Source organism: Pigmentiphaga kullae (assembly GCF_004216695.1).
Lineage (GTDB): Bacteria > Pseudomonadota > Gammaproteobacteria > Burkholderiales > Burkholderiaceae_B > Pigmentiphaga > Pigmentiphaga kullae.
This window is the reverse complement of sequence record NZ_SGXC01000004.1, coordinates 14,913-32,992: the sequence shown is the minus strand read 5'-3', so window position 1 is coordinate 32,992 and position 18,080 is coordinate 14,913. Positions and strand designations below refer to the sequence as shown.

At 70.0% G+C, this 18,080-nt stretch carries 14 protein-coding genes; 3 read left to right on the top strand and 11 right to left on the bottom strand.

Annotated elements, in window-relative coordinates:
- Nucleotides 1–16 precede the first annotated feature (16 nt).
- Genes EV675_RS28225 through mraZ form a run of 11 tightly spaced genes read right to left on the bottom strand, consistent with a single transcriptional unit; the run spans nucleotide 17 to nucleotide 13,941 of the window.
- On the bottom strand, nucleotides 17–961 hold the full coding sequence (locus tag EV675_RS28225; RefSeq protein WP_130362008.1) for a D-alanine--D-alanine ligase: 945 nt from the start codon (nucleotides 959–961) through the stop codon (nucleotides 17–19).
- The gene (murC, locus tag EV675_RS28220) at nucleotides 958–2,397 is read right to left on the bottom strand and encodes a UDP-N-acetylmuramate--L-alanine ligase (protein WP_130362007.1); all 1,440 of its coding nucleotides are present in this window, start codon (nucleotides 2,395–2,397) and stop codon (nucleotides 958–960) included. The genes EV675_RS28225 and murC overlap by 4 nt, the downstream gene beginning before the upstream one ends.
- 6 nt (nucleotides 2,398–2,403) lie before the next feature.
- Nucleotides 2,404–3,471 carry an undecaprenyldiphospho-muramoylpentapeptide beta-N-acetylglucosaminyltransferase gene (gene murG, locus EV675_RS28215; RefSeq protein ID WP_130362006.1) on the bottom strand — a complete coding sequence of 356 codons (1,068 nt, stop codon included), beginning with the start codon at nucleotides 3,469–3,471 and terminating at the stop codon, nucleotides 2,404–2,406.
- Nucleotides 3,468–4,661, bottom strand: coding sequence for a putative lipid II flippase FtsW (gene ftsW / locus EV675_RS28210; protein ID WP_130362005.1), 1,194 nt, complete (start codon nucleotides 4,659–4,661; stop codon nucleotides 3,468–3,470). Before ftsW ends, murG begins: the two co-directional genes overlap by 4 nt.
- 4 nt (nucleotides 4,662–4,665) lie before the next feature.
- On the bottom strand, nucleotides 4,666–6,204 hold the full coding sequence (gene murD, locus EV675_RS28205) for a UDP-N-acetylmuramoyl-L-alanine--D-glutamate ligase (RefSeq protein WP_130362004.1): 1,539 nt from the start codon (nucleotides 6,202–6,204) through the stop codon (nucleotides 4,666–4,668).
- 24 nt (nucleotides 6,205–6,228) lie between these two features.
- Nucleotides 6,229–7,398 carry a phospho-N-acetylmuramoyl-pentapeptide-transferase gene (gene mraY / locus EV675_RS28200; RefSeq protein ID WP_130362003.1) on the bottom strand — a complete coding sequence of 390 codons (1,170 nt, stop codon included), beginning with the start codon at nucleotides 7,396–7,398 and terminating at the stop codon, nucleotides 6,229–6,231.
- Entirely contained in the window at nucleotides 7,388–10,351 is a 2,964-nt protein-coding gene (gene murF, locus EV675_RS28195) for a bifunctional UDP-N-acetylmuramoyl-L-alanyl-D-glutamate--2,6-diaminopimelate ligase MurE/UDP-N-acetylmuramoyl-tripeptide--D-alanyl-D-alanine ligase MurF (protein ID WP_130362002.1), read from the bottom strand. The genes mraY and murF overlap by 11 nt, the downstream gene beginning before the upstream one ends.
- Before the next feature lie 2 nt (nucleotides 10,352–10,353).
- A complete protein-coding gene (locus tag EV675_RS28190; RefSeq protein ID WP_130362001.1) occupies nucleotides 10,354–12,090 on the bottom strand; it encodes a peptidoglycan D,D-transpeptidase FtsI family protein in 1,737 nt (578 codons plus the stop codon).
- Complete coding sequence (gene ftsL, locus EV675_RS28185) at nucleotides 12,087–12,437, bottom strand: cell division protein FtsL (RefSeq protein WP_130362000.1); 351 nt, start codon at nucleotides 12,435–12,437, stop codon at nucleotides 12,087–12,089. Before ftsL ends, EV675_RS28190 begins: the two co-directional genes overlap by 4 nt.
- Nucleotides 12,438–12,446: 9 nt before the next feature.
- A complete protein-coding gene (gene rsmH / locus EV675_RS28180) occupies nucleotides 12,447–13,508 on the bottom strand; it encodes a 16S rRNA (cytosine(1402)-N(4))-methyltransferase RsmH (RefSeq protein ID WP_130361999.1) in 1,062 nt (353 codons plus the stop codon).
- A 4-nt stretch (nucleotides 13,509–13,512) separates the two neighbouring features.
- Nucleotides 13,513–13,941, bottom strand: a complete 429-nt coding sequence (mraZ, locus tag EV675_RS28175; RefSeq protein ID WP_130361998.1) for a division/cell wall cluster transcriptional repressor MraZ — start codon at nucleotides 13,939–13,941, stop codon at nucleotides 13,513–13,515.
- 406 nt (nucleotides 13,942–14,347) lie between these two features.
- Between mraZ and EV675_RS28170 the strand changes: the two genes are divergently transcribed.
- From EV675_RS28170 to EV675_RS28160, 3 genes are read left to right on the top strand one after another with little or no spacing between them, the layout of a single operon-like run.
- Nucleotides 14,348–15,517, top strand: a complete 1,170-nt coding sequence (locus EV675_RS28170) for an acetyl-CoA acetyltransferase (RefSeq protein ID WP_130361997.1) — start codon at nucleotides 14,348–14,350, stop codon at nucleotides 15,515–15,517.
- 12 nt (nucleotides 15,518–15,529) lie between these two features.
- Nucleotides 15,530–17,089, top strand: coding sequence for a class I adenylate-forming enzyme family protein (locus EV675_RS28165; RefSeq protein WP_130361996.1), 1,560 nt, complete (start codon nucleotides 15,530–15,532; stop codon nucleotides 17,087–17,089).
- On the top strand, nucleotides 17,086–18,063 hold the full coding sequence (locus EV675_RS28160) for a Bug family tripartite tricarboxylate transporter substrate binding protein (protein ID WP_130361995.1): 978 nt from the start codon (nucleotides 17,086–17,088) through the stop codon (nucleotides 18,061–18,063). Before EV675_RS28165 ends, EV675_RS28160 begins: the two co-directional genes overlap by 4 nt.
- Nucleotides 18,064–18,080 lie beyond the last annotated feature (17 nt).

The window sequence follows — 18,080 nt, the reverse complement described above, 5'->3', positions numbered from 1 at the left end:
TGTCCGATTCAATCTCTTACGAAGACCGGCCTGAAACCTTGCAGCGGGCATCCTTCAGGATCTCCACGCACAGGGTTTCATAGTTCATGCCGTCGGCGGCTGCCGCCATCGGCACCAGGGAATGGCCGGTCATGCCGGGCGAGGTATTGACCTCCAGCAGATAGGGTTGGTTGTCGGCGTCCAGCATCACGTCCACCCGCCCCCAGCCTTCGCAGCCCAGGACGCGATACGCGGCCTCGCTGATTTCCTGGACGCGCTGGGTGACCGCGGGCGGCAGCTGCGCGGGGCACAGGTAGCGGGTGTCGTCGGTGAAATACTTGTGTTCGTAGTCGTAGTTGCCTTCGGGCGCCACGATCTCGACCACCGGCAGGGCCCTCGCGCCGGCGCCGGTGCCCAGCACGGCCACGGTCAGCTCGCGGCCCTGGATGAAGGCCTCGGCCAGCACGTGCTCGTCGTACTCGGCCGCCAGATCGTAGGCCGCGCGCATGCCGGCCAGGTCCGTGACCTTGGTCACGCCTATGGTGGAACCCTCGTGCGGCGGCTTGACGATCAGCGGCAGGCCCAGGCGGGCAGCCACCGCGGCCAGGTCCGACTGGCGGTCCAGGGTCTCGAAGCGCGGCGTGGGCAGCCCTTCGTGGACCCAGATGCGCTTGGTCATGGTCTTGTCCATGGCCAGCGCGGAGGCCAGCGGCCCGCTGCCGGTATAGGGCACGCGCAGCAGTTCCAGCGCGCCCTGTATCGTGCCGTCCTCGCCATAGCGTCCATGCAGGGCGATGAAAACGCGGTCGAAGCGTTCCTCGGCCAGCTCGGCCAGCGAGCGCACGCCGGTGTCGAACAGGTGCGCCTCGACGCCCGCGCTGCGCAGGGCCTTGTGCACGCCGGTGCCCGACATGATGGATACGTCGCGCTCGGCGGACTTCCCTCCGTACAACACGCCGACCTTGCCGAATTGCGCGCTCATTGCGATTTCCCTTCCTGATCCGATGCCGGAGCGAACAGCGCTCCCATTCTTGCCGGCATGCTTCCGATGGAGCCGGCGCCCATCGCGATGACGACGTCGCCGTCGCGCGCGAAATCCGCGATGGCCTGCGGCATGTCGGCGATGTCCTCGACGAACACCGGCTCGACCTTGCCGGCCACGCGCACCGCGCGGGCCAGCGAGCGGCCGTCCGCCGCCACGATGGGCGGTTCGCCAGCCGCGTAGACCTCGGCCAGCAGCAGGGCATCGGCCGTACCCAGCACTTTGACGAAATCCTCGAAGCAATCCCGTGTGCGTGTGTAACGATGGGGCTGGAACGCCAGCACGATGCGCTGCTGCGGATAGGCGCCGCGCGCCGCCGCCAGCGTGGCGGCCATTTCAACGGGGTGGTGGCCGTAGTCGTCGATCAGCGTGAAGCTGCCGCCGCCATGTTCGGCCTTCACCGGAAACACGCCCGCCTGCGTGAAGCGGCGATTGACGCCCTTGAACGCCGCCAGCGCCTCGCGGATGGCGTCGTCCGGCACGCCCAGCTCGGTCGCCACGGCGATGGTGGCCAGCGCGTTGCGCACGTTGTGCTCGCCGGGCAGGTTCAAGACGATGTCCAGCGGCGGCAGCTCGACCTGCCGGTCGCGCCGCCTGACGGTGAAGCACATGCGCGGGCCGTCGGTATGGACGTCGGTCGCCCGCACCTGGGCATCGGCCGAGAAGCCGTAAGTCGTGACCGGCCGCGACACGAAGGGCAGGATCTCGCGCACGTTGGCGTCGTCGATGCACAGCACGGCGGTGCCGTAGAACGGCATCCGCTGCGTAAACTCCACGAACGCGCTCTTGAGCCGCGCGAAATCGTGGCCGTAGGTGTCCATGTGGTCGGCGTCGATGTTGGTGATCACCGACATGACCGGCAGCAGATTCAGGAACGAGGCGTCCGACTCGTCGGCCTCGACCACGATGAACTCGCCCTGCCCCAGCTTGGCGTTGGCGCCCGCCGAATTCAGGCGGCCGCCGATGACGAAGGTCGGATCCAGCCCGCCCGCGGCCAGGACGCTGGCGATCAGGCTGGTGGTGGTGGTCTTGCCGTGCGTGCCCGCCACCGCGATGCCACGTTTCAGGCGCATCAGCTCGGCCAGCATCACGGCGCGCGGCACGACCGGGATGCGCTTGTTGCGCGCGGCGATCACTTCCGGATTGTTGCCCGCCACCGCGGTGGACGTGACGATGGCGTCCACGCCCTCGACGTTGCTGGCGCTATGGCCCTGCGTGATGTGCGCGCCCAGTTCCGCCAGCCGGCGGGTGGTGGCGCTGTCGGCCAGGTCCGAGCCGCTGATGCGGTAGCCGAGGTTCAACAGTACCTCGGCGATCCCGCTCATGCCGGAGCCGCCTATGCCAACGAAATGGATGTGTCGGATTCGATGTCTCATGATGTGTCAGCGTCGCGCCGCCGCCTCGCAGATGTCGGCGATCCGCTCGGTGGCGAGCGGATGCGCCAGCGCTCGCGCGCGGGTCGCGGTTTCGGCCAGTTCGGCCCGTGTGCGTTGCCGCAGCCAGTCGGCCAGCCACTCGGCCGTCAGGGCCGATTGCGGCTGCAGCCATCCGGCCTGCGCATCGCTCAAATACCTGGCATTGGTGGTCTGGTGATCGTCCACCGCGTGGGGGAACGGCACGAACAGGGCCGCCACGCCCGCCGCGCAAACCTCGGCCACCGTCATCGCGCCGGAACGGCAGATGACAAGATCGGCCTCGGCATAGGCGGACGCCATGTCGGCGATGAACGCGCGGCAGTCGGCGTCCACCCCCGCCCGGGCATACGCCGTGCGCAGTTCCTCGATATGTTTCTCGCCCGCCTGGTGCACCACCCGCGGGCGCGCGTCCGCCGGCAGCATCGCCAGGGCGGCGGGCACGGTGCCGTTGAGCGCCTGCGCGCCCAGGCTGCCGCCCACGACCAGCAGACGCAGCGGACCGGCGTGGCCGGCGAAGCGTTCGGCCGGCGGCGCCACGGCGGCCACCTCGGGCCGGACGGGATTGCCGGTCAGCTCGCCGGGCAACGCGCCGGGAAAGGCGGTCAGTACCTTGCTGGCCCAGCGCGCCAGTACGCGATTGGTCATGCCGGCCACGGAATTCTGTTCGTGCACCACCAGTGGCGTGCCGCGCAGGCGCGCCATCAGCCCGCCGGGCAGGGCCACGTAGCCGCCCATCCCAAGGACCACGTCGGGACGATGGCGGCGCAGCGCCGCCAGCGCCTGGGCCGCGGCGCGGGCCAGCGTGAACGGCAGCTTGAGCAGCGTGGCCGGGCCCTTGCCCCGCACGCCGGAGAAACGCACGGGCGCCATCGGAATGCCCTGCGGCGGCACGAGCCGGCCTTCCATGGCGTCCGGATTGCCCATCCAGACCACATTCCAGCCGCGCGCGCGCAGCGCGCCGGCCACCGCCAGCCCCGGCATGATGTGGCCGCCCGTGCCGCCGGCCATGACCATCAGCGTGCGCGGCGCGGTCATAGGCGCCCTCCGCGCATCAGGATGCGGTTCTCGTAGTCCACGCGCATCAGCACGGCCAGCGCCGCCATGTTGGCGATGATGCCCGAGCCGCCGAAGCTCATGAAAGGCAGCGTCAGCCCCTTGGTCGGCAGGAGACCCAGGTTCACGCCCATGTTGATCAGCGCCTGCACGCCTATCCACAGCACCACGCCCTTGGCGACCAGACCGCTGAACACGCGGTCCATGGCGATGGCCTGGCGGCCGATCTCGAAGCCCCGGCGCACGATCACGAAGAACAGCGTGATCACGACCAGCACGCCGATGAACCCGAGTTCTTCGCCGATCACGGCCAGCAGGAAGTCGGTGTGCGCTTCCGGCAGGTAGTGCAGCTTTTCCACGCTGGCGCCCAGCCCCACGCCGAACCATTCGCCGCGCCCGAAGGCGATCAGCGAATGCGACAACTGGTAGGCCTTGCCCAGCGCGTTGGCCTCGGTCCAGGGATCCAGGTAGGCGAACAGCCGCTCGCGCCGCCAGGGTGCAGCCCAGATCAGCAGCAGGAAGGTCGACACCAGCACGGCGGTCAGGCCGCCGAACAGCTTTCCGTTGATGCCGCCCAGGAACAGGATGCCCATCGAGATGGCGACGATGACCACGAAGGCGCCCAGGTCGGGTTCGAGCAGCAGCAAGAGGCCCGTGGCCGCCATCGCGCAGGCCATGGGCAGGAAGCCCCGCACGAAGTTCTGCATGTAGGCCTGCTTGCGCACGGTGTAGTCGGCGGCGTAGATCAGCACGGCCAGCTTCATCAGCTCGGATGGCTGGAAATTGACGAAACCCAGCGGCAGCCAGCGGTGCGAACCGTTCACTTCCTTGCCGATGCCGGGAATCAACACGGCCACCAGCAGGAACAGCGCCACGCCGAACACGGGCATCGAGAATTTCTGCCACACGTCCATGCGGATCGTGAACGTGGCGGCGGCAACCACCACGCCCAGCGTCAGGTACAGCGCGTGGCGGACCAGGAAATAGTAATTGCCGTAGTTGGCGAACTTGGGCGAGTCGGACAGCGTGACCGACGCGGAATACACCATGACCAGCCCGAGCAGCAGCAGCGACAGGGCCGAGGTGACGAGCGCGGCGTCGTAGTTCAGCATCCGCGTGCGGCTGGGCCGCACGGCGTTGACGCTACCGGTCAGTTCGGCGAACAGGCTCATCGGGCTACACCTCCCCCCGGTCGGCCGCGAGGCTCTGCACGGCGTCGACGAACTGGTCGGCGCGGTGCTTGTAGTCGCGGAACATGTCGAAGCTGGCGCAGGCCGGCGACAGCAGCACGGCATCGCCCGGCTGGGCCAGGTCCAGGGCGGTGCGCACGGCGGCGTCCAGGTCCTGGCCGGTGGCCAGCGGCACGCCGGCGTCCTTCAGCGCCTCGGCGATCAGCGGCCCGTCGCGGCCGATCAGGACCACGGCGCGCGCATGCAAGGCCACGGCGCGGGCCAGCGGCGAAAAATCCTGTCCCTTGCCGACGCCGCCGGCGATCAGCACGCTGCGCTGCCCCAGGCCCTCCAGCGCGGCGACGGTCGCGCCCACGTTGGTGCCCTTGCTGTCGTCGATGAAGTCGACGCCGGCGATGCCGCGCACGAACTCCACGCGATGCGGCTCGCCCCGGTATTCGCGCACCGCGCGCAGCAGCGGCGCCCACGGCAGCCCCAGGCTGCGCGCCAGCAGCAGCGCCGCCTGGACGTTCAGGGCGTTGTGCAGGCCCCGGATCAGCAGCGCATCGACCGGCATCAGCCGGTTCACCCGCCCGTCGGGACGGGTCACAACCTCGCCCTTCTTGCGCTTGGGCGGCGGCGCGTCGAAATCCTCGGCCGCCGCCTCGGCCAGCCAGGCCACGCCGTGGCTGTGGTCCAGCCCCAGGTCGCCCGTGGCCACCGGCGCCTCGCGCCCGAAGCCGCGCACGTGCTCGGCGTCCAGCCGCTCGACCATGGCCGCCACCCGGGCATCGTCGCGATTGACCACGGCCACCGCCGACGCCGCCAGCAGCCGCGCCTTGGCGGCGCCATAGGCTCGCATGTCGCCGTGCCAGTCCAGATGGTCCTGGGTCAGGTTCAGCACCGCGCCCGCGTCGGGCCGCAGGCTATGCGTGGTTTCCAACTGGAAGCTGGACAGCTCCAGCACCCAGACGTCCGGCAGGCGGTCCTCGTCCAGCGCGGCGATCAGCGCGGTCAGCGCGGCCGGGCCGATGTTGCCCGCCACGGCCACCGAGCGGCCGGCGGCCTCGACCAGGTGTCCCGTCAGCGCGCAGACGGTGGTCTTGCCGTTGGTGCCGGTCACCGCCAGCACGCGCGGGGCGTACGAGCGGGTGGCGGCCAGTTCGGCCAGCGCCAGCGCGAACAGCTCGATCTCGCCGATGACCGGGATTCCGCGCTCGCGCGCGGCGCCGACCAGGTCGCCCGCGGGCGCCGCATGCGGCGGCAGGCCCGGGCTGATGACGACGCGCTCGATGCCGTCGAGCAGGGCGGGATCGAAGACGCTCGCGCCCCCGCTGTCCCGCATGGCGTCCGCGCCCAACCGGAATTCGGCATGCGGCGCCGCTTCCCGCAGCGCCTGCAGCCCGGCCGGTTCGGCGCGCGAGTCGGCCACGCGCAGGCCCCCGCCCGCCCGCGCGCACCAGCGCACGGCGGCCGCGCCCGACTCGCCCAGGCCCAGGACCAGGGTGAACGGCGCTTGCGCGGCGGTTTCAACGGGGGTTTGCATGTTCAGCGATTCGTCCGACACGGTTCAACGCAACTTCAACGTCGCCAGTCCGATCAGCACCAGCATCATGGTGATGATCCAGAACCGGACGACGACCTGGGTTTCCTTCCAGCCGCTGACCTCGAAGTGATGGTGCAGCGGCGCCATCTTGAATATCCGCCGGCCCTGGCCGTAGCGTTTCTTGGTGTACTTGAACCAGCTCACCTGCAGGATGACCGACAGCGTCTCGACCACGAACACGCCGCCCATGATGAACAGCACGATCTCCTGCCGCACGATCACCGCCATGGTGCCCAGCGCGCCGCCCAGCGCCAGCGCGCCGACGTCGCCCATGAAGACCTGGGCCGGATAGGCGTTGAACCACAGGAAGGCCAGCCCCGCGCCGCCCAGCGCCGCGCAGATCACCATCAGCTCGGAGGCGCCCGGGATGTAGGGGAACAACAGGTATTTGGAATAGTCGACGCGGCCCACGACGTAGGCGAACACGCCCAGCGCCGTGCCCACCAGCACGGTGGGCATGATGGCCAGGCCGTCCAGGCCGTCGGTCAGGTTGACCGCGTTGCTGCTGCCGACGATCACCGCCCAGGTCAGCGCGATGAAGCCGATCACGCCCAGCGGGTAGCTCACGCTTTTGAAGAAAGGCACGATCAGGTCGGCGCGCGCCGGCAGGTGGTAGCCGAAGCCGCCCGAGATCCAGTCGACGAACAGCGACCAGGTGCCGCCAGCGTCCGGCGCCGAAATGGCGAAGGCCAGGTAGACCGAGGCGACCAGCCCGATCAGCGTCTGCCAGAAGAATTTCTCGCGTGCCGGCATTCCTTCCGGATCCCGGCGCACGACCTTGCGGTAGTCGTCAGACCAGCCTATCCAGCCGAAGCCGAAGGTGACCAGCAGCACGACCCAGACGAAACGGTTGCTCCAGTCGGCCCACAGCAGCGTCGACACGCCGATGGAGATCAGGATCAGCGCGCCGCCCATGGTGGGCGTGCCGCTCTTGATCAGATGGGTTTCCGGACCGTAGGTGCGAACGGCCTGGCCGATCTTGAGCGCGGTGAGCTTGCGGATCACCCAAGGGCCCGCCATCAGGCCGATGAGCAGCGACGTGGCGCACGCGAGCACCGCGCGCAACGTGATGTAGCTGAACACCGAGAAAGCCCGGTAATCCTCGGATAACCACTGGGCCAGTTCAAGCAGCATGCTTATTACCAATAGAAGAATGATCCGACGGGGGGCCGGCCTGCAACGCCTGCACCACCCGCTCCATGCGCATGAAACGCGAGCCTTTCACCAATATCGACGCGGGACCGGCCGCCATCACGGCGGGCGCCACCTGCTCGACCGCATCGGCGTGCATGCCGCCGGCGCCGAACGCCAGGATGGCGTCGCGCGTCGCCTCGCCCAGCGCGAACAGCGCGTCGATGCCGCGCTCCCTGGCATAGGCGCCGACCTCGGCATGCATGGCCGGGCCCTGGTCTCCCACCTCGCCCATGTCGCCCAGCACCAGTGCCCGCGGCCGCGGCAGCGTGGCCAGCACGTCGATCGCGGCACGCACCGAGTCGGGGTTGGCGTTGTAGGTATCGTCGATCAGCAGCGCCCCGCCGGACAGGCGGTGCCGCTGCATGCGGCCCTTGACCGGCGCGAATTCGGCCAGGCCGCGGGCGATGACCTCCAGATCCATGCCCGCCGCCAGCGCGCAGGCGGCGGCGGCCAGCGCGTTGCGCACGTTGTGCAGGCCGGCCGCGGCCAGCGCGATCTCGGCCTGGCCGTCGGGCGTGCGCAGCAGGAAGCGGGTCTCGAAGGCATCCAGCCGCAGGTCGTCGGCCGTGACCTCGACGCCGCCCGACAGTCCGAAGCGCACGCAGCGCCGCGTGCCGGCCAGTTCGGTCCAGACCGGCGTGTAGGCGTCGTCGCCGGGGAACACCGCGACGCCGTCGGCCGCCAGGGCCGGGATCACGGCGCCGTTCTCGCGCGCGACGGCCTCGACGGTGTGCATGAATTCCTGGTGCTCGCGCTGGGCATTGTTGACCAGCGCCACGGTGGGAGCGGCGATGCGCGACAGCTCGGCGATCTCGCCGGGATGGTTCATGCCCAGCTCGATGACCGCGCAGCGATGCGCATCGCGCAGCCGCATCAGCGTGAGCGGCACGCCGATCTCGTTGTTCAGGTTGCCCTGCGTCGCCAGCCGGCCGTCGGCGCCGTGGCGCGCGGCGAAGATGGCCGCGATCATTTCCTTGGTGGTGGTCTTGCCGTTGCTACCGGTCACGCCCACCACCGGGATCGCGAACCGTCCACGCCAGGCGGCCGCCAGGTCGCCCAGGGCGCGGCGCGTGTCGGCCACGACGACCTGCGGCATCCCGGCGTCCTCGACCGGACGCTGCACCACGGCCGCCGCCGCGCCGGCCTCGTGCGCGGCGCGCACGTAGGCATGGCCGTCGAAACGCTCGCCGCCCAGCGCGAAGAACAATTCGCCGGCGGCCACGCTGCGAGAGTCGCTGCCGACGTGGGAGAAAGCCACGCGGTCGGCACCGACCTCGCCATGCACCACGCCGCGCATGGCCTGCGCCGCGTCGGCCAGCGTCATCAAGCCGCCGGAGGCGGGCTCGGCGCGATAGGCGGCCAGGACGGCCGCCGCCTGCTCGATGTCCGAGAACGGATGGCGGACACCGGCGATTTCCTGATAGGCCTCGTGGCCCTTGCCCGCCAGCAGGATGATGTCGTCCGGACCGGCCTGGAGGACGGCTTCGCGGATGGCAAGCGCGCGGTCGGGCTGGACCCGCACGGGGCAGCCCGCGGGCACGCCCGCGAGGATCTGGTCAATGATGTCCTGGGGCTGCTCGCTGCGCGGGTTGTCGCTGGTCACGACGACCAGGTCGGCATGCGCGCAGGCCACCTGGGCCATCTGCGGCCGCTTGCCGGGATCGCGGTCGCCGCCGCAGCCGAATACGCATATCCGCCGGCCGCCGCGCGTGCGCGCCACCGGCACGAGGGCATCGAGCGCGCGCGCCAGGGCGTCCGGGGTGTGCGCGTAGTCGACCACGACCAGCGGCCCCCCTTCGCCGGGAGCGCGGTCCGGCGCCGGCACCGCCTGCAGCCGGCCGGCCGCCGCCTGCGCGGACGACAGGGCGGACGACACGCGCTGCACGCTCCATCCCAGTGCGAGCAGCACGCCGGCCATCGCCAGCAGGTTGGAGACGTTGTGTTCGCCCAGCAGCGGCGTGGCGATCTGCACCGCGCGGGCCTGCCAGTTCAGGGTGAAGACCATGCCGCTGCCGGTGGCATGGAGGTCGGAGGCGCGCAGCACCCGGGGCGCGGCGTCGCCGGCAGCCGCCGGCTCCAGCGTGTAGGCGGTCAGCGCCACGGCCCGGCCGCCTTCCTCGAGCGAGGCGAGCAGCCGCCGGCCGGCCTCGTCGTCCTGGTTCACGACCGCCGCGGCCACGCCCTGCCACGAGAACAGCCGCGCCTTCTCGGCCTCGTAGGCGGCCATGTCCGGGTGGTAATCCAGGTGGTCGCGGGTCAGATTGGTGAAGGCGGCGATGTCGACGTGCAGTCCGTCCAGCCGCCCTTCGGCGATGCCGATCGACGACGCCTCGATCGCCACCGCCGCGACGCCGTCGCGGCGCATGTCGGCCAGGGCGCGATGCAGGGCCACGGCGTCGGGCGTCGTCAGGCCGGTGGCCAGCGCCCGCGAGCCGCCGTCCGGCCCCGGGATCTGGATGCCCAGCGTGCCGATCACGCCGCAGGGCATGCCGCCGTCGGTCAGCGCGCGCGCGATCCACTGCGTGCACGAGGTCTTGCCGTTGGTCCCGGTAACGGCGATCACCTTCATCTCGCGCGAAGGATCGCCATACCAGCCGGACGCAACGACGCCCAGCGCGGCCTTCAGGCCCACCGCCGGCAGCGCCGGGATGCCCCGTTCGGCCAGGTTGCGCTTGAGCGCGGCCGTGCGGTCGGCCGCGGTGTCCTCGAACACCACCGCGCTCGCCCCGCGTTCGAGCGCCTGGCCGATGAAGTCGCGGCCGTCGCTGCGGGCGCCCGCGTAGGCCAGAAAGATGTCGCCCGCCTGCACCGCCCGGGAGTCCAGGCGCAAATGCGAACCTGGAGAGGCATGCTTGCGCAGCCACTCCAGGATGGAGGCGGGAGACGTCGCCATCGTCACAGGCTGTCCTCCAGCGGGTGCTCGGGAATGACGAGCGACTTGAACGGCGCGTCGGGTTCGACGCCCAGCATGCGCAGCGTCCCGCCGGTGATCTTGGAGAACACCGGTCCGGCCACCGCGCCGCCATAGATGCTGCCCGCCGTGGGTTCGTCGATCATGACCGCGACGACGATGCGCGGGTTCGACACCGGCGCGAAGCCCGAGAACGACGCGACGTACTTGGTTGCGTAGGCGCCGTTGATGATCTTGCGCGCGGTGCCGGTCTTGCCGGCCACGCGATAGCCCATGACCTGCGCCTGCGAGGCCGTGCCGCCCGGGCCCACCACCGCCTCGAGCATCTGGCGCATGGTGCGCGCGGTCTTCGAGGAATAGATGCGGGTGCCGGCGGGCGGGCGCTCGGTCTTCAGGAAGGTCAGGGGCACGGTATCGCCGTCGCGCGCGAACGCGGTGTAGGCGTGCGCCATCTGTACCAGCGACACCGACAGGCCGTAGCCGTAGGACATGGTCGCCTTCTCGATGGGCTTCCATTTGTCATAGGGGCGCAGGCGGCCCGCCACCGCGCCGGGGAAGTCGAGCTTGGGCGCCTGGCCCAGGCCGAGTTCCGTGTACTTCTCCCACATCTCCTTGTTCTCGATGCGCTGGGAGATCAGGGTGGTGCCGATGTTGCTGGACTTCTGGACCACGCCGGCCACGTCCAGCTTGCCATAGCCGTGGGTGTCCGAAATGGTGCGCCCGTAGAAATTCATGCGGCCGCCGCCGGTATCGACCACGGTCGAGGGCTGCACCCGGCCCAGGTCCAGCGCCAGCGCGATCGAGAACGGCTTGATGGTCGAGCCCGGCTCGAAGGTGTCGGTCAGCGCGCGGTTGCGCAGGCGGGCGCCGGTCAGGGTCTCGCGGTGGTTGGGATTGTAGGTGGGCATGTTCGCCAGGGCGAGGATCTCCCCGGTGCGGGTATCCACCACGATGGCGGCGCCCCCCTTGGCCTTGTGGCGCTCGACGGCTTCTTGCAACTGCGAAAACACTAGGTACTGCACCCGGGTATCGATGGACAGGGTCAGGTCGTGACCGTTGGCGGGCGCGCGTACCGCCTGCACGTCCTCGACCACCCTGCCCAGGCGGTCCTTGATGACCCGGCGGCTGCCCGCACGGCCAGCCAACTGGGAATTGTAGGCCAGCTCGATGCCTTCCTGCCCGCGGTCCTCGACGTTGGTGAAACCCAGCACATGGCCGAGCACCTCGCCCTCGGGGTAGTAGCGCAGCGTCTCGCGCTGCTGGTGGATGCCGTCCAGACCCAGCGCCGCCACTTTCTCGGCCACGTCCACCGGCACCTGCCGCTTCAGGTAGACGAAGGTCTTGTCTTCGTTGGCCAGCTTGCGCTGCAGGTCGCGCAGGGGAATCTCCAGCAGCTTGGCCAGTTCGGCCAGCGCGCCCGGAGGCGCCTTGACGTCCTCGGGAATGGCCCAGACGGCGCGGGCCGGCACGCTGGACGCCACCACGACCCCGTTGCGGTCGGTGATCTTGCCGCGGGAAGCCGGCAGCACCAGCGTACGGGCGTAGCGGGACTCGCCCTGCTTTTGCAGGAATTCGTTCGACAGCCCCTGCAGGTACAGCGCGCGGACGGCCAGCGCCGTGAAACCGGCGAACAGCATGAACAGCACGAAACGCGACCGCCACGCCGGCAGCTTCAGGTTCAGGACAGGATTCTCGGACGAGAAACGGACGCGGCGCTTCATCGCGCACCTCCCGCTTTCGGCTTGGCCGGCAGGGGCACGCCCGGCGGACCATAGGGCAGCAGGGCCGGACCGCTCTGCGCGTCGCGCGATTGCGCCAGATAGATGGTGCGCGCGGGCGTGACCGGCTCCATCTTGAGCGTGCTGCGGGCCACGTTATCGATCAGCGCGTGCTTGGCATGGTCGGTCTGCTCGAGCTGCAGCCGGCGCCAGTCCACGTCCAGGTCGCGCGCCACGGCCTGGGCGCGCTCCAGTTCGACGAACAGGCTGCGCGCCTTGTATTGGCTGCTGACCAGGGACAGTGCGCACCCGATCAGGGCCACCGTCAGGACGAAGAGCAGGCGCCCCATGCCGGCCTCCTATGCACTGGCGAAAGAATGGGCGCGCGGAGTGCGCGTCCGGGCCGGCGGGCGCCGCCTGGCGGCGGGCGCTTCGGGCATCTTGACGAAGGCCCTGCCGCCTTCGGCCGGCAGGGCCGTCCGGGTGCGCTCGGCCACCCGCAGCACCGCCGAACGGGCGCGGGGGTTGGCGGCAACCTCGGCCTCGGTGGGCAGGATCCGGCCGATCGAGGCCAGCACCGGCTGCGGCCGCTCGCTCTCGCGCAGGGGCAGGCGCGCGGTTTCCGCGCCAGGCCTGGCCGCAGCGGCGATGAACTGCTTGACGATGCGGTCTTCCAGCGAATGGAAGCTGATCACCGCCAGCCGGGCGCCCGGGGCCAACAGGTCGAGCGCCGCGGCTAGCGCACGCGGGAGCTCTTCAAGCTCCTGATTGAGGTGAATCCGTAGAGCCTGAAAGGTGCGGGTCGCTGGATGCTGGCCCTTCTCCCTCGTGCGGACTGCACCAGCCACGATGTCGGCAAGCTCGCCTGTGGTCGTGACAGGCCGTTTCTCGCGGCCAGCTGCAATCGCCTTTGCAATCTGGAAAGCAAACCGTTCTTCACCATAGCGTGCTATGACCTCCCGCATGTCATCGATGCTCGCATGGGCGAGCCATTGCGCGGCGGTTTCGCCGCGTGTCGTATCCATCCGCATGTCGAGCGGGCCATCGCGCATGAAGGAAAATCCACGCTCGGCGTCGTCGATCTGCGGAGACGAAATACCCAGGTCCATCATCAGGCCGCTGATGCTGGCGATCCCCAGCCGGGACATTTCCTCGGCCAGCCCGCCGAACCCTTCGTGGACCACCGTCACCCGGCGGTCCTGCCCGGCCAGTTCGCGAGCCACCGCGATGGCCTGCGGATCCTTGTCGAACACCACCAGCCTGGCCTCGGGCCCGAGCCGCGCGAGCAGTTCCCGCGTGTGGCCGCCCCGGCCGAAAGTGGCATCGACCCATACCCCGGCGTCAACGCCGTCGGCGGGTACGGCCAACGCGTCTATCGTCGGCTCGAGCAGGACGGGCCGATGCAGGAATGGGGTCGTCACGGCGTCAGAAAGAAAACTGGTTCAGGACTTCGGGCATGCCCTGCGCCAGCATCTCCTGCTCGCGCTGGGCCAAAACGGCAGCGTCCCACAGCTCGAAGTGAGCGCCCAGGCCGAGCAGCATCACCTCGCGCGTCAGGGCGGCGGCGGTGCGCAGCTCGGGAGCGACCAGGATGCGGCCCGCGCTATCGAGCTCGACATCCTGGGCATTGCCCAGCAGCAACCGCTGCAGCGCGCGCGCCTGCATCGGAAATGCGGCGATCTGCTCGCGCTTCACCTCCCAGATGGGACGGGGGTAGATCAGAAGACATCCGTCGGGGTGCCGGGTCAGGGTCAGCCGGCCTTCGGCCTGCATCATCAGCGCGTCACGATGCCGGGTAGGGATGGACACCCTGCCCTTCGCATCGAGCGTCAGCGCGCTGCTGCCCTGAAACACGGCTTTTCACCCCACTTTTTTGCACAAAATTCTACTATTTCCCACTCTAAATGAGCGATTACGCGGGGTCAAGCCGCCCGATCACGGTTTCTTCATTAGTAACAAGGACTTAGGCGCACTTCCTCGAAGCTTCACATTGCGAAATGTTCTATGAAATCAGTACATTGGCATTTGAAGTGAAGGTGTCGTCTGAAGAAAAACCGGGGAAGTGACATAAATGGGGCGACAAGGTAACAAAACACTGCCCCCCGCCCAGGCGCCACGCGGGTCCGGCGACTGCCGGACCGCTCGGCCGGGTGCGCCACTAGCGTATTCCTACGACTAGGCCCGGCCTGCGCGGCTGGAAATAATGGCCTCCATAACGAACGCGCCGTCCCGCCGGGACCGGCGCCACCAAGGAGACGCCATGGAAACCCCCTGCATCGTGGGATGGGGCCATACCCCGTTCGGCCGCCTGGACCATTTCGACCTCGAGGGGCTGATGGTCGAATCCACTCGCCTGGCGCTGGCCGACGCCGGACTGCGGGCGCGCGACGTGGATGCGGTATTCGTGTCCCACTTCAACGCCGGCATGGTGCCCGACGGCTTCCCGTCGTCCCTGCCCTTCGGCGCCGACGACGACTTCCGCTTCACCCCCACCGTGCGCCTGGAAAACGCCTGCGCCTCCGGCTCGGCCGCCATCCATGCCGCGCTGGACGCGATCGGCTCGGGCCGGGTCCGCATCGCCCTGGTGGTGGGGGCCGAGAAGATGACCGCCGCCGACGGCCCGGCCGTGACCGCGGCGCTGGCCCGCGCCAGCCACCACCGCGAGGAAGGCGCGCGCGGCCTGACCTTTCCCGGCATCTTCGCCCTGATCGCCCGGGAGTACTTTGCCCGCCACGGCGACCACGGCGCGACGCTGGCGCGCATCGCCGCCAAGAACCACGCCAACGGCGCCCGCAACCCGCTCGCCCATCTGCGCCGCGACCTGGGCTTCGATTTCTGCAACACGGTGTCCGAGCGCAATCCCATCATCGCCGCGCCGCTGCGCAAGACCGACTGCTCCACCGTCGCCGACGGCGCCGCCGCGCTGGTGCTGGCCGCCGCTCCGCTGGCGCGCGACTTCCGCCGCGCGGTGCGTTTCCGCTCGGCCGTCCAGGTCAACGACTTCCTGCCCATGTCGCGGCGCGACCCGGTCGCCTTCGAAGGCCCCCGGCGGGCGTGGCGGCGCGCGCTGGACGAAGCCGGGGTCGGCATCCGCGATCTCGACCTGGCCGAAGTCCACGACTGCTTCACCATCGCCGAGCTGCTCAGCTACGAAGCCATGGGGCTGGCCGAGGCCGGCCAGGGCGGGCGCTGCGTCGACGACGGCACGGTGGCCCCGGGCGGCGCGCTGCCCGTCAATCCATCGGGCGGCCTCAAGGCCAAGGGCCATCCGGTCGGCGCCACGGGCGTGTCCATGCACGTCATGGCGGCCATGCAACTGTGCGGCGAGGCCGGGGACATCCAGGTGCCCGGCGCCGGACTGGCCGGCGTCTTCAACATGGGCGGCTCGGTCGTCGCCAACTACGTCAGCGTGCTGGAACGCGCAGCCTAGGACCCGCTTCCGATGAATGTCGTCCAATTGCTGGTCCGCGCCGCGCGCACCCACGGCGATCGTCCGGCCCTGTACCACGGGGCCTCGCGGCTGCTCGACTACCGCGGCCTGGCCGCCCGCGCGGCGGCCGTCGCCGGGGGCCTGCGCGGCCGCGGCCTCCTGCCCGGCGACCGGGTGGCGCTGTTCATGGCCAATTGCCCGGAGTACCTGGAGGCCATGTACGGCGCCTGGTGGGCCGGGCTGGTCGTCGTGCCCATCAACGCCAAGCTGCATCCGCGCGAGGCCCTGTTCATCCTGGAACATGCCCGGGCCGGCGCGCTGTTCACCAGCCCGGAACTGGGCGCCGGCCTGCTGCCCCTGCTGAGCGAGACGCCGGCGGTCCGCCATGTGTTCGAGACCGGCACCGCCGGCTATCGGGACCTGCTGGGCGCCGTGCCCGGGCCGCCCGCTGCGCGCCGGCCCGAAGATCTCGCCTGGCTGTTCTACACCTCGGGCACCACCGGACGGCCCAAGGGCGTCATGCAGACGAACCGCATGCTGCTGGCCATGACGGCCTGTTATTTCTCGGACGTCGATCCGGTGGACGCCGGCGATGCCGCCGTCTACGCCGCGCCCATGTCCCACGGCGCGGGGCTGTACAGCCTGCCTCACATGGCCGCCGCGGCGCGTCACGTGGTGCCGGAGTCCGGCGGCTTCGACCCGGCGGAGCTGGTCGGCCTGGCATCGGGCGTGGGCCGGCTATCGATGTTCGCCGCCCCCACCATGGTCAAACGGCTGGTGGGCCACGTCGAGACGGCCGATGCCGACCCGTCGGGTTTCAAGACCATCGTCTACGGCGGCGGCCCCATGTACGTAGAGGACATCCGGCGCGGGCTGGCCGTGATGGGCGACCGTTTCGTCCAGATCTACGGCCAGGGCGAATCGCCCATGACGATCACGGCGCTGCCGCGCCAGCAGTTGGCCGATCGCGGACACCCGCGCTGGCTGGCGCGCCTGGCCTCGGTGGGCTACGCCCAGTCGCAGGTGGAGATGCGCGTGGCCGACGAGCACGGCCAGCCGCTGCCCGACGGCGAGATCGGCGAGGTGCAGGTGCGCGGCGACGTGGTCATGGCCGGCTACTGGCGCGATCCCGAGGCCAGCGCCCGGGCGCTGCGCGGCGGCTGGCTGTGGACCGGCGACGTGGGCGCGCTGGACGCGGAAGGCTTCCTGACGCTGAAGGACCGCTCCAAGGACGTCATCATCTCGGGCGGCTCCAACATCTACCCGCGCGAGATCGAGGAAGTGCTGCTGGCCCATCCCGGCGTGGCCGAGGTCGCGGTGGTCGGCGCGCCCGACCCGGAATGGGGCGAGGAGGTCGTGGCCTTCGTCGTGCCCCGGGACGGCGCGGCGCCGGATCCGGCCGCGCTCGATGGCCTGTGCCTGGACCGGATCGCGCGCTTCAAGCGGCCCAAGCGCTACCGCTTCGTCGCTGCACTGCCCAAGAACCATTACGGCAAGGTTCTGAAAACCGAGCTCAAGGCCGCGCTTGCCGGCGGCGACCACGAGCCAGCCCCCCCCAAGGAGACGACATGAAGACCCCCGTTGCACGCTTGTTCGGCCGCGCCGCGCTGGCCCTGGCGCTGGCCGCCTCCTGGCCCGCCCTCGGATCGGAGAAGAACTTCCCCACCCGGCCGGTGAAAGTCATCATCCCGTTCGCCCCCGGCACCTCGCCCGACGTGGTCATGCGCATCGTCGGCCAGAAGCTGGGCGACATCTGGGGACAGCCGCTGATCGTCGAGAACCGTCCGGGCGCGGGCGGCGCCATCGGCGCGACCGCGGTCGCCCAGGCCCAGCCGGACGGCTACACCCTGCTCTACACGGTCAACTCGGTGCTGTGCGCCAATCCCCACCTGTACGGCAAGCTGGGCTACGACGCCTTCAAGAGCTTCGCGCCGGTCTCGCTCATGGTCAACCTGGGCTACGTGCTGCTGGCCCGCAGCGACCTGGGCGTCAACAACGTCGCCGAGATGGTCGCCTATGCGAAGAAGCATCCCGGCAAGCTCACCTATGGGTCCGCCGGCAACGGCTCGGGCAACCACATCGTGATGGAACTGCTGACCAGCATGACCGGCACCCGCATGCTGCACGTCCCCATGAACACGAACAAGGTGCTGGCGCTGCTGAGCGGGCAGATCGACCTGGCCATGGAGCCCTACACCAACGGCGTGGCCGCGGCGCGGGACGGCAAGGTCCGGCCGCTGGCGGTGACGCTGGCCAGGCGCAGCGAGAACATCCCCGACGTGCCGACCGTGGGCGAGACCGTGCCCGGCTACGTGGCCGACGCCTGGCACGGCTTGTTCGCCACCGCGGGCACGCCGCCCGAGGTGGTCGACAGGATCAGCGCCGACGTCGCCCGCGTGCTGGCCATGCCCGACGTGCGCGAGCGCCTGGCCGCCGCCAGCCTGGAGCCGGTAGGATCGACGCCTGCCGAACTGCGCGACATCGTGCGGCGCGACTACGACAAATGGGGCGCGGTCATCCGCAATGCCAACATCCGGCTCGATTGAGCCGCCACCCGTGGATA

Excerpts from the sequence above, each read along its gene's own strand:
- EV675_RS28165 (WP_130361996.1), top strand. The coding sequence starts at position 15,530 with ATGAATGTCGTCCAATTGCTGGTCCGCGCCGCGCGCACCCACGGCGAT.
- EV675_RS28160 (WP_130361995.1), top strand. The coding sequence starts at position 17,086 with ATGAAGACCCCCGTTGCACGCTTGTTCGGCCGCGCCGCGCTGGCCCTG.
- EV675_RS28225 (WP_130362008.1), bottom strand. The coding sequence starts at position 961 with ATGAGCGCGCAATTCGGCAAGGTCGGCGTGTTGTACGGAGGGAAGTCC.
- ftsW (WP_130362005.1), bottom strand. The coding sequence starts at position 4,661 with ATGAGCCTGTTCGCCGAACTGACCGGTAGCGTCAACGCCGTGCGGCCC.
- EV675_RS28170 (WP_130361997.1), top strand. The coding sequence starts at position 14,348 with ATGGAAACCCCCTGCATCGTGGGATGGGGCCATACCCCGTTCGGCCGC.
- EV675_RS28190 (WP_130362001.1), bottom strand. The coding sequence starts at position 12,090 with ATGAAGCGCCGCGTCCGTTTCTCGTCCGAGAATCCTGTCCTGAACCTG.
- ftsL (WP_130362000.1), bottom strand. The coding sequence starts at position 12,437 with ATGGGGCGCCTGCTCTTCGTCCTGACGGTGGCCCTGATCGGGTGCGCA.
- murC (WP_130362007.1), bottom strand. The coding sequence starts at position 2,397 with ATGAGACATCGAATCCGACACATCCATTTCGTTGGCATAGGCGGCTCC.
- murG (WP_130362006.1), bottom strand. The coding sequence starts at position 3,471 with ATGACCGCGCCGCGCACGCTGATGGTCATGGCCGGCGGCACGGGCGGC.
- murD (WP_130362004.1), bottom strand. The coding sequence starts at position 6,204 with ATGCAAACCCCCGTTGAAACCGCCGCGCAAGCGCCGTTCACCCTGGTC.
- mraY (WP_130362003.1), bottom strand. The coding sequence starts at position 7,398 with ATGCTGCTTGAACTGGCCCAGTGGTTATCCGAGGATTACCGGGCTTTC.
- murF (WP_130362002.1), bottom strand. The coding sequence starts at position 10,351 with ATGGCGACGTCTCCCGCCTCCATCCTGGAGTGGCTGCGCAAGCATGCC.